The 14,348-nt window shown below is 45.7% G+C and carries 14 protein-coding genes and 1 pseudogene; 12 read left to right on the top strand and 3 right to left on the bottom strand.

The genetic code is table 11. The features are described from left to right. The first annotated feature begins 16 nt into the window (after positions 1-16). Positions 17-535, top strand: coding sequence for a DUF3530 family protein (locus N5P32_RS15385; protein ID WP_265729902.1), 519 nt, complete (start codon positions 17-19; stop codon positions 533-535). Positions 536-708: 173 nt separating this feature from the next. Here N5P32_RS15385 and djlA read toward each other — a convergent pair whose 3' ends face one another. Further along, on the bottom strand, positions 709-1,512 hold the full coding sequence (gene djlA / locus N5P32_RS15380; RefSeq protein WP_265729901.1) for a co-chaperone DjlA: 804 nt from the start codon (positions 1,510-1,512) through the stop codon (positions 709-711). A 128-nt stretch (positions 1,513-1,640) separates the two neighbouring features. On the opposite strand from djlA, the gene N5P32_RS15375 reads away from it, so the two are divergent. The 8 genes and pseudogenes from N5P32_RS15375 (at position 1,641) to N5P32_RS15340 (ending at position 9,622) form a co-directional block, all read left to right on the top strand. Further along, positions 1,641-3,896: an LPS-assembly protein LptD gene (locus N5P32_RS15375; RefSeq protein ID WP_265729900.1), complete on the top strand. Its 2,256-nt coding sequence runs from the start codon at positions 1,641-1,643 to the stop codon at positions 3,894-3,896. After that, a complete protein-coding gene (locus tag N5P32_RS15370; RefSeq protein WP_265729899.1) occupies positions 3,886-5,145 on the top strand; it encodes a peptidylprolyl isomerase in 1,260 nt (419 codons plus the stop codon). Before N5P32_RS15375 ends, N5P32_RS15370 begins: the two co-directional genes overlap by 11 nt. Positions 5,146-5,154: 9 nt before the next feature. After that, positions 5,155-6,174 (top strand): 4-hydroxythreonine-4-phosphate dehydrogenase PdxA, encoded by a 1,020-nt coding sequence (pdxA, locus tag N5P32_RS15365; protein ID WP_265729898.1) that lies wholly within the window; start codon positions 5,155-5,157, stop codon positions 6,172-6,174. Beyond that, positions 6,171-6,971, top strand: a complete 801-nt coding sequence (gene rsmA, locus N5P32_RS15360) for a 16S rRNA (adenine(1518)-N(6)/adenine(1519)-N(6))-dimethyltransferase RsmA (protein ID WP_265729897.1) — start codon at positions 6,171-6,173, stop codon at positions 6,969-6,971. The genes pdxA and rsmA overlap by 4 nt, the downstream gene beginning before the upstream one ends. Next, entirely contained in the window at positions 6,972-7,346 is a 375-nt protein-coding gene (apaG, locus tag N5P32_RS15355; protein WP_265729896.1) for a Co2+/Mg2+ efflux protein ApaG, read from the top strand. A gap of 8 nt (positions 7,347-7,354) precedes the next feature. Beyond that, a pseudogene (locus N5P32_RS15350) lies at positions 7,355-8,183 on the top strand (symmetrical bis(5'-nucleosyl)-tetraphosphatase). After that, positions 8,180-8,500, top strand: a complete 321-nt coding sequence (gene glpE, locus N5P32_RS15345) for a thiosulfate sulfurtransferase GlpE (RefSeq protein ID WP_265729895.1) — start codon at positions 8,180-8,182, stop codon at positions 8,498-8,500. The pseudogene N5P32_RS15350 and the gene glpE overlap by 4 nt, the downstream one beginning before the upstream one ends. A gap of 6 nt (positions 8,501-8,506) precedes the next feature. Then, positions 8,507-9,622, top strand: coding sequence for a tRNA nucleotidyltransferase (locus tag N5P32_RS15340; RefSeq protein WP_265729894.1), 1,116 nt, complete (start codon positions 8,507-8,509; stop codon positions 9,620-9,622). On the opposite strand, the gene N5P32_RS15335 is transcribed toward N5P32_RS15340, so the two are convergent. Then, a complete protein-coding gene (locus N5P32_RS15335) occupies positions 9,623-9,886 on the bottom strand; it encodes a dihydroneopterin aldolase (protein ID WP_457920490.1) in 264 nt (87 codons plus the stop codon). It abuts the gene before it with no gap. Between the two features lie 103 nt (positions 9,887-9,989). Then, positions 9,990-11,027: a tRNA (adenosine(37)-N6)-threonylcarbamoyltransferase complex transferase subunit TsaD gene (gene tsaD / locus N5P32_RS15330; protein ID WP_265729978.1), complete on the bottom strand. Its 1,038-nt coding sequence runs from the start codon at positions 11,025-11,027 to the stop codon at positions 9,990-9,992. A gap of 451 nt (positions 11,028-11,478) precedes the next feature. Here tsaD and rpsU point away from each other — a divergent pair, with 451 nt between their 5' ends. The 3 genes from rpsU to dnaG all read left to right on the top strand — a co-directional run bounded on the left by rpsU (position 11,479) and on the right by dnaG (position 14,340). Then, positions 11,479-11,694: a 30S ribosomal protein S21 gene (rpsU, locus tag N5P32_RS15325; RefSeq protein ID WP_009835737.1), complete on the top strand. Its 216-nt coding sequence runs from the start codon at positions 11,479-11,481 to the stop codon at positions 11,692-11,694. Positions 11,695-11,834: 140 nt separating this feature from the next. Beyond that, positions 11,835-12,281: a GatB/YqeY domain-containing protein gene (locus N5P32_RS15320; RefSeq protein WP_265729893.1), complete on the top strand. Its 447-nt coding sequence runs from the start codon at positions 11,835-11,837 to the stop codon at positions 12,279-12,281. Between the two features lie 4 nt (positions 12,282-12,285). Next, positions 12,286-14,340, top strand: a complete 2,055-nt coding sequence (gene dnaG, locus N5P32_RS15315) for a DNA primase (RefSeq protein ID WP_265729892.1) — start codon at positions 12,286-12,288, stop codon at positions 14,338-14,340. Positions 14,341-14,348 lie beyond the last annotated feature (8 nt).

The following is a 14,348-nucleotide window of genomic DNA, read 5'->3' as shown; positions in this document are numbered from 1 at the left end:
AACCCAAGGTTGTGTAATGTTACTGCACTCTGACAACGAACACCCAGACTGGCCTGATGCAATAGCGCCTTTGCGCGCAGCGCTTCCAAAATACAGTTGGTGCACCCTGTCTATAGAAGTTCCTGATATCATCAAGCGCGCTTCGCCAGTTCAAGTAAGCCTTGAAGACGCCGCCACAGAGACATCCCCCATCGAATTACCCAATCAAACATTGGTATTTGCTCGCATTCAAGCCACCATAGAAAAAGCCAAAACAGAAGGAGTGGAGCAATTTGCCTTTCTAGGCTACAAGACCGGCGCCAGTTATGCCCTTGCTTTTTTAGCCAGTAATGCATCCGCTGGCAGCGCACTGGCACTCATTGATATTGAGCCAACGCCCAATCTATCGGAATACGAAACGGCACAACTGATTCGACAGATAACGCAACCAGTGCTGGATTACTACGTGAACAACGTGGGAAGCGAACAATTCGCAATGTGGCGAAAACAAGCCGCTAACCAGAGAGCAGAAAAAAGGGAGACTACATTCAGCTAGACTCGATCCCAGACAGAGTAACGGGAAAAAACGGTAAACAACTTCTCATTCAACGCGTCCGAGGCTTTTTAAAACAAAACACCCGCCAAATTAATCAGCGTTCAGCATTACCCAGCGCAAAAAAAGGGCTTTTCTATGAAAGCCCCATTAGCAATTAAATACTTAGCTATCCCTTATTTGCGAGCGTTTTTAACCAACTCGTAAGCGGATTGAATTTCTTGCGTGCGTTCTTTTGCCAATTCAATCATCTCATCAGGAAGCCCCTGAGAACTTAGCTTATCAGGATGATTCTTACTCATTAAACGACGATAAGCTTTTTTGATATCCGCGTCACTCATGTCTGGCGTTACACCTAACGCCTCATACGCCGCCTTCAATAAATCTTTTGCCCCTGCGCTGTTAGACGAGTAATCGGATGACGACTGATAACCCTGTCTAAAGTGCGCTTGCTGCTTCACTTGAATATGCAGGGCTTCAAATTCCGCCACAGACACACCAAGGTATGCACAAACCTGAGACACAAAAGATTTCTCTTCAACACTAAAGTGCCCATCTGCGTAGGCAGACACCAATAATATTTCCAATAAGGTTCGCGTTAGGTCACCCGGTCCTACTACGGTTTTGAAGGTATTTAACACCGTTGCAAGATCGAAGTTTTCCGATTTGCCTTCATTAAAAAGTTGCTTCGCTTGCGCTTGAGCTGCTGGAGACAGACGCAATCGTTGCATAACAGACTGCGCCAATTGAATCTCCGCTTCCGACACCTGACCATCAGATTTCGCTAAGCGTCCCATCAACAAAAATAAGGTACGGAAAAAGGTTTCTTGCTGAAGACGGATTGTTGCGCCGTTTCGAATAGCGCTAAAACCACCGCCCTTCTGCGCTCTATCAATCACGCCACCTACAATAAAACCAAGCAAGCCGCCTAGTAAACCCGCCAAAATATAACCCAAAATGGCGCAAACAATTTTCCACATAAAGATATTTCTCCAGAATCGGTAGCCCCTATAGGCCTGCTTAGATTATCATTTGTCTTAACACGTGGACCCGCTTATGGGCAGTATCCGATTTCGGACAATAATTATTGGTAACAAGTATACCCTGCATGGTTAAGCATTTACGCACCTACGCCTTATTTTTTCAAAGTCTTTTCATTTTGCCACTTGCGCACGCGGAAGTAGAGCAATGGGATTGGGCGCCAAGAGAATCCTTGACGACGGAGCAGCAATCACAGCTGAGTCGATATTGTCAGGGAGCCTATATCAACAACTGGACAGCAACCGACGTAAAAGGCACAAAGCTGAGCGCCGACCTTATCGTGCGAGATAAGAGCGGAGTTATTCACCTTGAAGGCGCAGCAGAAATCGTCCAACCTCAATCGGCGTTAACGGCCAGTAACATTGAAGGCATTCCTGACGAATATTATCGTGCCAACGGCAATGTTACACTGCGTGGCGACAACCAATTAATACGCAGCTCCGATGCTTACATTTCAAATAACGGCAATGGAACAACCGAATTCAATGATGCCATCTTACTCAGTCATCAATCGGGCTCTCGTGTTTCAGCCAAATCGCTATCGAATGATCAAGATGGCGTCGTCTTCATTGAAGAAGGTTTCTTTACCACGTGTGAGCCAACCCAAGAAAGCTGGAAGCTGTACGGAAGTTCGATTGAATTAGACACCAAAAGCGGATTCGGGACAGCAAAACACGTGCAAATACGCATTGCTGACATACCCGTTTTTTACTTTCCCTGGTTGCGTTTTCCACTTGATAACACGCGACAAACTGGTTTCTTGTTTCCGAACTTCGGCTATTCTGGCTCTGATGGGGTCAGCTTTTCCGCTCCATTTTATTGGAATATTGCGCCCAACTATGACGCCACCATCACGCCTCAGTACATTCAAAGAAAAGGCGAAGGATTCGATTTAGAAATTCGCCATCTCAGCGAATATGGCAAAACCACTTACGAGCAATCTACCTTTTCAGACAATGACGAAGGTGAGCAAACCCTATTAAAATTAACGTCCACACAAAACCTTAATGACTACTTTAGTGCCGGTCTGATACTTGAAGCCAACCCAACTGACAACAAGTTTCCAGAAGCCAACAGCACCTCGATTGGTGAAAAAGACCATTATCAACGCAGCCTGTACTTTGCATTCAACAATGGCAACTTTCTCAATAAAGTAACGTATTTAACCTATCAGACACCGGACGACACCGTCGATCAACCGTTTGAATGGTTACCACGCATTGACAGTTCTTATCGTATGGCGGCGTCCTTTCTGGATTATAACGTCGATGTTCAATACACCGATTTCTATGATCCAGCCGAGGACGACTTTGATGGCGAACGTGTCGTCGTCAATCAAAATGTGGCGTTGGATTTCAGCAATGAATGGGGGAAATTTAGCCCTGGGATTTTGACCCAATACCGCGACTACAATCTGCACGATTACACCACGGACAGTGACAGCAGCACGGCAGTGGGTCATTTATCGAGCTATATCGACTCATCGCTGTTATTTGAACGACGTTTTAGCAATGACGATGAACACATATGGCGACAAACACTCGAGCCTCGTCTTAGCTATCTCAATGCCCCTTTCGAGTATCAAAACCTCATTCCCGATTTTGATAGCAGCGAACCGACCATGACCTATTCTCAGGCATTCAGTCACACTCGCTTTAATGGCAGTGACCGTATTGGCGACACAGAACAAGTCACGCTGGGTTTGGAAAGTCGTCTATATGATGAAAACAATAATGAAAAATGGGCGTTTAAAGCCGGTCAAGTCTTCTATTTAAAAGATCGTTATGTTGGTATTGATGGCGACTCAGACACAGACACACCAGTTGATGATACAAAACACAGCGACCTGTTAACGTCTGCGGATTACAATGGCAACCGATACAGCTTAACCGCCAATTTGAACTACAGCTTAGACGATCAAAATGTCAATTTGGCGCAACTCGTTGCTGACCTCAAGCCAACTGACGATATAAAGATAAACTTAAGCTATCTGTATTCGATCAATAATTCAGATTCAGACGACGATGCCAAGCAAGCCAGTATTGGCAGCATCTTTCCTCTGAATCAAAATTGGTCAATGTATACGCAGTATACGTATGACTTCATCAGACAGGACTCCACCAAAGAGATCGTAGGTTTGGGTTATGAGAACTGCTGTATCAAGGTGTCATTAAGCTATCAAGACTGGCTAAACGATGATAATGAATACGATCGTGGCGTCTTTTTACAATTTATTTTACGTAGTTTAAGCAGTGCTGGTCGCGCCAACAGCGAAGACAATATTGCCAATAGCTACTGGAACCAAGGAAAAGTTGGATATTAATCATGAAGTTATCTTTTTCTCTTTTATGCTGTTTGCACTTATACCACTGCATTCTCTGCACGCAGCACCAACAAAGATCGATGGTATTTCAGCGATCGTTGACTCCAAACCCATCTTAGAAAGTGACATTCAAAACCGCTTTCAAATTGTTAAGGATCGTGTTCCAGGCGGCATCATGACGGATAACATTCACCGTCAGATCCAAAACCAAATGATCGATGAAGCACTCCAAGTCAACTACGCGCGCAAAGTAGGCATGCGAGCATCCAGTTCAGATGTGGACAACGCCATTCTTGGTGTGGCTAAAAACATGAACCTGGATTTACAAGGTTTAAAAACGGTTTTAGCCAGCAAGGGGATTGACTACAACCGTTACCGAGCTCAAATAGAACAAGAAATTTTGATCAACAACATCAAGCGTGAAATCATCAAAAAGCGCATTGTGATTTCCGATCAAGAAGTAGACGACTATCTTAGCTCCAGCACCAGCATCACCAAAGAAAAGGAGCAAGTCCATCTAAGACACTTGTTAATCAGGGCAACAGACCCCGAACAAGCCAAAATAAAAATGGACGCGATTGCAGACAATATCCAAACAGAAAACGATTTTATTCAACAAGCAATTGAAAACTCCGATGGGCAATTTGCCATTGAAGGTGGCGACTTAGGCTGGCGCCCATTAAACCAATTACCGCCACTTTTTGTACGCGCTATCGAAACCGAAAAAGGCCCATTGATTGGCCCATTGCAAAGTAATGCAGGTTTTCACTTATTATGGTTAATTGAAAAACGTTCACCCGATGTCACCCTGCAGCAGCAAACCAAAACCAGACACATTTTGGTTCGAGCTAATGAAATTAGAGACATGGCACAAACCAAAGAGTTTGCCGATGACATCTACAAAAAACTGCAAAATGGTGCCGATTTTGCCCAACTTGCAAAAGAAAATAGCGAAGACCAAGGCTCTACGTTACAAGGTGGTGATTTGGGCTGGGTGACGCCTGGCACCATGGTGCCAGAATTTGAAGACATGATGGACAAAACCGCGATTGGCCAAATAAGCAAACCATTCCGCACACAATTTGGATGGCATATTTTGCAAGTTGAAGGTCGACGTGAAGCTGACATCAGCGACAAGGTAAAACGCAGCAACGCTGAACGCGCTCTAACGGCTCAGAAACAAGACATAGTACTGGGCAATTGGCTTGATGAATTGCGCGCCGATGCGTTTATTGATATTAAAAAGTAAGGGTACAAAATGCCAATGGGGTCGCTTGAAACACATCCAACCATCGCCATCACTTCGGGCGAGCCTGCCGGCATTGGCCCAGACATCATATTAAGCGCACTCAGCGAACAGACATTTCCTGCTCGCTTGGTGGTGCTAGCAGACATAGAGTTGCTCGAAGATCGAGCCAAAGAATTGGGCTTATCGGTCACTATTAGTAAGCTCGAGCAGCCATCAGACGCACCGCCTCATTCCCAAGGACAGATTAATGTCCTGCCAATCCCCAAAGCGAAAAAAACCACTTCTGGCATTTTAGAGGTGGCCAACTCGCCCTACGTGTTAGAAACACTCAAGCGAGCAGGCGAAGGGTGCTTACGTCACGAATTTGACGCTATTGTCACACCACCCGTGCATAAAGGCATCTTATGTGAGACTGGGGTTCACTTTTCAGGTCACACCGAATACTTCCAAGCACAATGCAAGTCGCCGCACGTGGTCATGATGCTAGCCACCGAAGCAATGAAGGTGGCATTAGTGACCACTCACCTACCCCTGAAAGACATTTCTTCGGCCATCACCGAGCACAGCATCAGCCTTGTAGTAACAGCACTTAATAAAGATCTTCAAGAAAAATTTGGTATTGCACAACCTAAAATTTTAGTCTGTGGGTTAAATCCACATGCCGGTGAAGATGGTCACCTTGGCCGAGAAGAAATTGACGTTATCATTCCGACTCTCAATAAACTTCGCCAAGAGGGCTTAAACCTAATTGGGCCGCTACCAGCAGACACACTGTTTACACCGAAATACCTAAATGATGCCGACTGCGCCCTTGCTATGTATCACGATCAGGGGCTACCTGTGTTAAAATACTCAGGTTTTGGTAATGCCGTAAATATTACATTAGGCTTACCTATTATTCGGACATCCGTCGACCACGGCACAGCCATTGACTTGGCTGGCACAGGCAAAGCAAATAACGGCAGCCTTAAAGTGGCCATTCAACATGCCATTAACATGGCAAATAACGCGAAAAAGTTTTCTAAATGAGCAAACCACAACCCCATAAAGCCAGAAAAAGATTCGGCCAAAACTTCCTTCATGACCACGGCGTTATTCGTCGTATCGTGGCGTGTATTGGCCCTAAAAAAGGGCAACGCATTGTAGAGATTGGGCCTGGTAAAGGCGCTTTAACCGAAGGCATCATCAGTGTCACTGAGCGCATGGACGTGGTTGAGCTTGACCGTGACCTAATTCCTATTCTAAAAGTGAATTTGTTCCGGTTCCCTGACCTTACTGTGCATGAAGCCGACGCCATGAAGTTCGACTTCACTTCGCTGCGCACAGAAGAACAAGCCATTCGTGTTGTTGGTAATTTGCCATATAACATCTCGACACCGCTTATCTTTCATCTGCTCAGCCAAGCCGATGCGATTGAAGACATGCACTTCATGCTACAAAAAGAAGTGGTTGATCGTTTAGCAGCACGCCCTGGAGACAGTTTGTACGGCCGATTAAGCGTGATGGCACAATATTACTGTGCGGTTGAATCGCTCTTTATTGTTGGTCCAGAGTCGTTCGACCCAGCCCCCAAAGTGGATTCGGCCATTGTAAGAATGACACCATACCAATCGATTCCATACCCAGTAAATGACATTAAAAAACTGGAAGACATGGTTCGTATTGGCTTCCAGCAGCGCCGAAAAACGCTACGCAACAATTACAAAGGCGTGTTGGACAACGACGACTTCGCGGCATTAGACATTGACCCAACACTTCGCCCAGAACGTCTGGATGTTGAAGATTTTGTGCGAATTACCAATTACGTCATCAACAAGGAAGGATGAATGGAAAAGTATGATGTCGTGGTTTCCGTTCGTACCGAGTATTTGGCAAATCAATCCACACCAGCGGAATCCCGCTATGTGTTTGCTTACCATATCTCCATCACTAACTGTGGAACCGAACCGGCCAAACTTCAAACTCGCCACTGGATAATCACCAATGGCGATGAGCAAATCCAAGAAGTAAAAGGCAGCGGCGTCATTGGCGAATACCCTCATTTGGAACCCGGAGAATCGTTCCATTACACCAGCGGCACCGTAATGGATACCGTTGTCGGGAGCATGCAGGGAAGCTACCAATTTATTGCTGATGATGGCACCGAGTTTCAAGCGCCTATTCGCCCCTTCACTCTGTCCGTTCCCAACCAGATTCACTGAGGTTTTCTATGTCGACCTACGTTATTGGCGACTTACAAGGCTGCCTAACCCCTCTTGTACAATTGCTAGAACAAATCCAATATCGTCCAGAACAAGACAAATTGTGGTTTGCGGGTGACTTAATAAACCGTGGCCACGAATCGCTTGAAACACTGCGCTTTATTAAGTCATTAGGGGACAATGCGACCGTCATATTGGGCAATCACGACTTACACTTGCTGGCGGTATCTCATGGATTTGGCACACTAAAGCGCGGCGATACGCTAACAGAAATTCTCTCAGCCAGAGATCGAGATGAATTAATGGATTGGCTACGCCAACAACCTTTGTGCCATTACGATAAAACACTGAATACTGTCATGACGCACGCCGGCATTCCGCCGTGCTGGAGCCTAGAAGATACATTGACCTTTGCAAAAGAAGTAGAAACGAAGCTCAAGTCCGACACTGTTGATGAATTTTTTGCCACCATGTATGGTAATACGCCAAATCAATGGGACAACACACTCACAGGGTTGGACCGCCTTCGCGCCATCACCAATTACTTTAACACGGATGCGCTTTTGCGATAAAAACAGCAAGCTCGATTTGAAATCTAAAGAAGGCATCAATACTGCTTCAAAAGGCTATGCGCCCTGGTTTAACTACCCGACCAAGCTCCCTGAAGACTGTCACATTGTTTTTGGACACTGGGCTGCACTGGAAGGCAAAACCCAACAAGATCGTATCCACGCATTGGATACCGGCTGTGTTTGGGGTGGTAGCCTAACCGCATTGCGCCTTGAAGACAGACAACGCTTTAGTACACCTTGCACAATTAACCGGAAGAAATCATGACTTACACTTGTATCGATATTTCAGACGCCCTCCCCATCATAGAAAACAACGCCGCAATTGTAGATATTCGCGATTTGGTTAGCTTTCAAACCAGCCACATGAGCAAAGCGCTCAACCTCACCAATGACAACGTCCAAGACTTCATTGAGAAAACAGACAAACAACAGCCAGTGATTGTGTGCTGTTATCACGGCAATAGCAGCAAAGGCGCGGCTGAATACCTAGCCTCACAAGGTTTCAAAGAAGTGTACTCACTTAATGGCGGCTTCAGTCAGTGGAGCGCCATGTTTCCTGAGCAGTGTGAAACAGGAAATTAACCAAGCATGACAACCCCTTATCAAGTGTATCTTGTTGGCGGCGCAGTACGAGATTCTTTACTGTCACTGCCCGTTGTCGACAGAGATTGGGTCGTCACGGGCGCCACACCAGAACAGCTTGAGCAACAAGGCTTTCAGCAAGTTGGCAAACAATTCCCTGTTTTTTTACACCCAAAAAGCAAAGAAGAATACGCGCTTGCCCGCAAAGAAAAACAAGGCGAAGGCTACACAGGCTTCATTTGTGACTTTTCACCCGATATCAGTCTAGAAGAAGACTTAGAACGCCGAGACCTGACCATTAACGCCATTGCGCAAGACCAACATGGCAACCTAATCGACCCTTACCATGGCCAGCAAGACCTGATCAACAGAGTGTTTCGACACGTCTCGGACGCCTTTATAGAAGACCCATTAAGAGTGTTACGAGTGGCTCGTTTTGCCGCTCGTTTTCAAGGTTTCGGCTTTACTATTGCTCCTGAAACACTCGCTCTCATGCAGACCATTAGTGAATCGGGAGAGCTTGCAACACTGAGCGCCGAACGCATTTGGAAAGAATTGGAAAAAGCATTGAACACGCAGCATTCTCATGCCTTTTTCTCTGTATTAAGCGCAGCCAATGCATTGGACAAATTATTCCCTGAACTTGTTTGGAAAGACAGCCAAGCACTTGCCGATACTTTGCAGCACTCAGAATTCACGCCAGCACAACGCTGGGCCATTCTGAGCCAACACACGCCACTGGAAGCGCTAACGCAATTACATCAACGTATTCGTTGCTCTAATCAGTTTAAAATTCTGGCCGAACAAACTCGCGGATTTCTAGAAAATCAACGCATTCCAATGGCCGCAGCCGAGTGGGAAAACTGGTTAACGTCAGTGAACGCCATAAAAAAACCTCAACCATTTACACTACTGATTGAGGTTTTATGCCACTTAACACATACCGATATAAAAGACTGGCAAGCGTTACGTGCCACCGCAGCGACCGTAACGGCAACCGCGCTGATAAAGCAAGGTTTGAGTGGCGCGGAACTCGGCTTAGGCCTTAAAGCATCCAGAGCTGACGCGTTGGCTCAATTGGCTCAAGAAGCGTCACCGTTAATACAGTCGCGTCACGCCTAACTAATACGTGACCGCTGATTTTCTATGTATTTTCACACCGACAGCCTGAGCAGAGGCTACCGCGCCAGGCTTACGCAATGTTAATGTCACCGCATTCAACTTGAATTTCCCAATTAACTCGCCCACTAAATGCTCTGCCAATGTCTCAATCAACTCAAACTGACGCTCGGCACAAAACGCTAGGATGTAATTCGAAATGGCCTCGTAATCTAATGTTTTCGCAAGGTCGTCTGTTTCTGCAGGCACACGGTTGTCATGTTCCATTTCCAAATCAAAGACCAAATCTTGCTGTATCTTTTTTCCCAGTCATAAACACCAATAACGGCCTGAGCCTTTAAGCCCTCGATAAACACCACATCATTCATTATTAAGCTCCCTTCAAAGGTGGCAGTTCAGACAGTGGCCAACGGGCACGAATCGACAAGCTCAACTCAGATGATTGACCATTCAGCAAACGCTGTGCGCCTGCGTAGGCAATCATGGCGCCGTTATCAGTACAAAATTCTGGTCGCGCGTAGAAGACACTGGCTTTGATTTTTTTAAGCTGGCTTTCAAGCTGCTCACGCAAACGCTGATTCGCACTCACGCCGCCGGCAATAATTAACTGCTTCAGACCTTCCGCCTCAAGCGCACGACGACACTTAATGACCAAGGTATCCACCACGGCCATTTCAAACGCTAATGCGGCGTCCGCTTTAAATTGCTCATCACATGCATCGTTGTCCAATGCATCGTGAACCGCTGTTAAAAAGGCGGTTTTCAAACCACTGAAACTAAAGTCCAAGCCCGGACGATCTGTCATAGGACGAGGGAATTTAAGCCCTGATTTAGGATTACCTTGTTTGGCAAGCACCGCAATTTGCGGTCCACCAGGGTACGGCAGTCCAATCATTTTGGCTGCTTTGTCAAACGCTTCACCTGCGGCATCATCAAGTGATTGACCTAACAAGCGATATTCGCCGATCCCATCGACTCTAACCAACTGAGTATGGCCACCAGACACCAGCAAAGCGATAAAAGGCATAGCAGGTTGGGATTCTTCTAACATTGGCGCTAAAAGATGCCCTTCCATGTGATGCACACCCAGCGCGGGAATGCCTAACGCATAGGCTAAAGAACGACCGATCGTAGCGCCAGCCATCAAAGCACCAACCAAACCTGGGCCACTGGTGTAGGCTATCGCATCTAATTCAGACTTTTTCATCCCCGCTTCCTGAAGTACTTCATCAATCAGCGGCAGTGTCTTACGCACATGATCACGGGAAGCAAGCTCTGGCACTACACCACCGTATTCGGCATGCTGCGCAATTTGAGAGTAAATCTTGTGAGCCAAAAGACCATTATCCGTATCGTAAATAGCGATCCCTGTCTCATCGCAAGAAGTTTCTAATCCCAATACTTTCACTTGAATAATCTCAATCAATAATTTAAGCGCATTGTACCCTATCTCCTCTCACCATTGCAGAGTGAAAAAGCATTTCCTAACGCAAGACGGGTGAAAGAAATTAGACAACGAAGCTCAAAGCCATTATAATGCGCACGTTTTAAATGTTTAAATTAAAAGGCAGGTGATTTTTTTCGTTTGGCACATAGCATCTAATGCAAGCACTTCTTATATTTAGTGCTACTTATGTAAATGATATGGCGATCCAAACACCCTCTTAAAGAATGAATACAGTTACAGACGCGATCACAGTCTGTTCAGGGTTAGGCTTTATTAGCCTAGAAAAATCCGATCTATACAAGATCACACTCTGTTCAACAAAAGCGCGCTTTGAAAGCCCATTAAATACGGGTATGATTCACGCCGTTTTTGTGAATACTTAAACTTTAAAAAAATTATTGAAGGTAATAACATGCCAGCTGTAAAAGTAAAAGATAACGAACCATTTGACATCGCTCTACGTCGCTTCAAACGCTCTTGTGAAAAAGCAGGCGTTTTGGCTGAAGTTCGTCGTCGTGAATGCTACGAAAAACCAACAACTCTTCGCAAACGTGCTGCCGCTGCTGCAGTTAAACGTCACGCGAAAAAAGTTTCTCGTGAGCAAAAGAAATTCCAACGTTTGTATTAGGCCAATCTGCCGTTTGGCGATTTGATCAAAACAAATGTTTTGCCTAGACGTTACTAACGTTTAGTCATATAAAAAACGGCTAGTTATTCAACTAGCCGTTTTTTTTGCTTATTTGCCTACCAGAAAGTAAAGAGGATCCTATGTCAGATTTAAAAAAGCACATTTCAGACACACTTAAAACCGCCATGCGCGCGAAAGAGAAACAGCGTGTTACGGTTATCCGCACCATTTTGTCTGAGTGCAAAAAAATCGAAGTTGATGAGCGCATCGAGCTAGACGATGCTCGTGTATTGGCTGTTTTAGACAAAATGAACAAGCAGCGTAAAGACTCAAATCAGCAATTTATTGATGGCGGCCGTGAAGATCTAGCCGTAATCGAACAAGAAGAAATGGCAATCATTAGCGAGTTCTTACCAACCCCATTGACGGACGACGAAGTCGGTGAGATTGTAAAAGCCGCAATCGCAGAAACTGGCGCCACGTCAATGCAGCAAATGGGTGCGGTAATGGCCATAGTTAAACCTCAGGTACAAGGCCGTGCCGACATGGCGCAAATCAGCAAACAAGTTAAAGCGCAACTAGGCTAATACCATGGCGGGACGCATTCCTGATCAGTTTATAGACGAGCTTTTGGCTCGTACCGACTTAACCGATGTGGTTGCGTCTCGTATTAGCTTGAAAAAAACGGGGCAAAATTACAGCGCCCTCTGTCCTTTCCATAATGAAAAAAGCCCTTCCTTTAGCCTAAATCCAAACAAGCAATTCTATTATTGCTTTGGCTGTGGCGCTGGCGGTAACGCCATTTCATTTGTCATGGAACACGATCACCTCGATTTTGTTGATGCCATAGAAGTGCTCGCCAAAGACGCCGGTATGGAAGTGCCTCGCGAACAAGGTGCACCCGATAGGTACGAACAAAATGCCGAGTTATTAAAGCGTTTATCAGAAAGCTCACAATTTTATCAACAACAGTTAACCCAGCATCCAGACAAGAAAAAAGCCACCGACTATTTGTCCAAAGATCGTGGACTGTCTGGGCAAATAGCGAAAGTATTCGGCTTAGGCTACGCCCCATCTGGCTGGGACAACCTACTTAAAAAAGTAGGTACTCGTGCAGAAAGCCAAGAGCAACTTTTACTTGGCGGGATGTTAATCGAGAAAAAAGACCAACCCGGACACTATTACGACCGCTTTCGTGATCGCATTATCTTCCCCATTCGCGATTCCCGAGGTCGAGTCATAGCCTTTGGCGGGCGCGCCTTTGGAGACGAAAAGCCCAAATACCTAAACTCCCCTGAGACACCAGTTTTCCAAAAAAGCCAAGAGCTCTATGGCTTATTTGAAGCCAAACAAAATACCCCAATACTCGACCAAATCATTGTCGTCGAAGGCTATATGGATGTGATTGTTTTGGCTCAGCATGGCATCACCAATGCCGTTGCCACGCTAGGCACTTCCGTCAATAGCCAACACATACGCAAACTATTCAAACTAGTCAGTAAAGTTGTGCTCTGCTTTGATGGCGACAAGGCCGGTCGCTCTGCCGCCATTCGAGGGCTAGAAGCTGCCCTTCCTGTTATGCAGGATGAAAAACAAGTACGCTTTTTATTTTTACCCGAAGGCGAAGACCCAGACTCACTAGTCCGAAAAGAAGGCAAAGAAGCCTTTAACCATCGATTAGAAGATGCCTCTTCTTTGTCACATGTGCTATTTGATCACGCACGCAATCAGGTCACTCTTGGCGATGAAGAAGGTGAAGCTCAATTTGCTCGCAATGCCATGGAAATGATCAGTCAAATCCCAAAAGAACTGACCTTTCGCTCAGTCCTACTTCGCCAACTTAGTGATCAATCAGGCATAGACAGTGAAACCCTTGGAAACACCGTTTTTAAGACCCGACGCCACCAAGCCCCCACACAAGGTCAAGAACCAACACAACAAGCCAACACCCCCTTAGCACAGCACTTTGAAGGCGACATCCCAGACCTAAGTCATTATGACTACGAGCCGCCTCATGACGCGTACGGCGATGCTCAGTACCTTGACTACGCAGCTCCAACCAGTCACACCCAAAATCAAGGCTCGCCCAAAAAACCATTCGGAAAGAAACCCTTTAGCAAAGGTAAATTCTACAATGACGAACCCGCTTTACCGCCTGCCGCACCCAGCCTGAGCAAGATTAAGCAGGCCACATTGTGTCTGCTGTTTCATCCGCACATTGCGAAAGAGATTGATTTGCCTGACCCACTGGTTAATCAAGCCAATGAAGAGCTTCAGATTTTTTGCAAAATATGGAGATATTTTGCAAAACACCCAACCAAAAACACGGGACACTTGCTTGGCGAAACGACAGATACCACCACGATGTCGGCCATTTACGCACTTTTAAACCACCAAGATGCCACAACAAAGCAAAAAATATCCAATGCACAGCAAGAAGTGCTAGACATGATTTCGGCACTTGAGAAAAATTTAGGCTTAAATAGCAGTATTGAACGGTTGAAAAGTCGAGGGAACGAATCCATAAAGGATACTAGCAGCAAGCAAGAACTACGGAATTTGATGGACTTAATTAGACAAAAAAACGGTAAATACTGCCTACTTTTCATTCAAAAAAGAAAGGATTCGGTGGATAAAAGTGATTGATTTTGTTA

This window comes from Marinomonas pontica, from assembly GCF_026191375.1.
GTDB lineage: Bacteria > Pseudomonadota > Gammaproteobacteria > Pseudomonadales > Marinomonadaceae > Marinomonas > Marinomonas pontica.
Note: the sequence above shows the minus strand (reverse complement) of the source record. Positions and strands in the feature narration are given on the sequence as shown.

Excerpts from the sequence above, each read along its gene's own strand:
- rsmA (WP_265729897.1), top strand. The coding sequence starts at position 6,171 with ATGAGCAAACCACAACCCCATAAAGCCAGAAAAAGATTCGGCCAAAAC.
- djlA (WP_265729901.1), bottom strand. The coding sequence starts at position 1,512 with ATGTGGAAAATTGTTTGCGCCATTTTGGGTTATATTTTGGCGGGTTTA.
- glpE (WP_265729895.1), top strand. The coding sequence starts at position 8,180 with ATGACTTACACTTGTATCGATATTTCAGACGCCCTCCCCATCATAGAA.
- N5P32_RS15340 (WP_265729894.1), top strand. The coding sequence starts at position 8,507 with ATGACAACCCCTTATCAAGTGTATCTTGTTGGCGGCGCAGTACGAGAT.
- rpsU (WP_009835737.1), top strand. The coding sequence starts at position 11,479 with ATGCCAGCTGTAAAAGTAAAAGATAACGAACCATTTGACATCGCTCTA.
- pdxA (WP_265729898.1), top strand. The coding sequence starts at position 5,155 with ATGCCAATGGGGTCGCTTGAAACACATCCAACCATCGCCATCACTTCG.
- N5P32_RS15335 (WP_457920490.1), bottom strand. The coding sequence starts at position 9,886 with ATGGAACATGACAACCGTGTGCCTGCAGAAACAGACGACCTTGCGAAA.
- dnaG (WP_265729892.1), top strand. The coding sequence starts at position 12,286 with ATGGCGGGACGCATTCCTGATCAGTTTATAGACGAGCTTTTGGCTCGT.
- N5P32_RS15320 (WP_265729893.1), top strand. The coding sequence starts at position 11,835 with ATGTCAGATTTAAAAAAGCACATTTCAGACACACTTAAAACCGCCATG.
- N5P32_RS15375 (WP_265729900.1), top strand. The coding sequence starts at position 1,641 with ATGGTTAAGCATTTACGCACCTACGCCTTATTTTTTCAAAGTCTTTTC.
- N5P32_RS15385 (WP_265729902.1), top strand. The coding sequence starts at position 17 with ATGTTACTGCACTCTGACAACGAACACCCAGACTGGCCTGATGCAATA.
- apaG (WP_265729896.1), top strand. The coding sequence starts at position 6,972 with ATGGAAAAGTATGATGTCGTGGTTTCCGTTCGTACCGAGTATTTGGCA.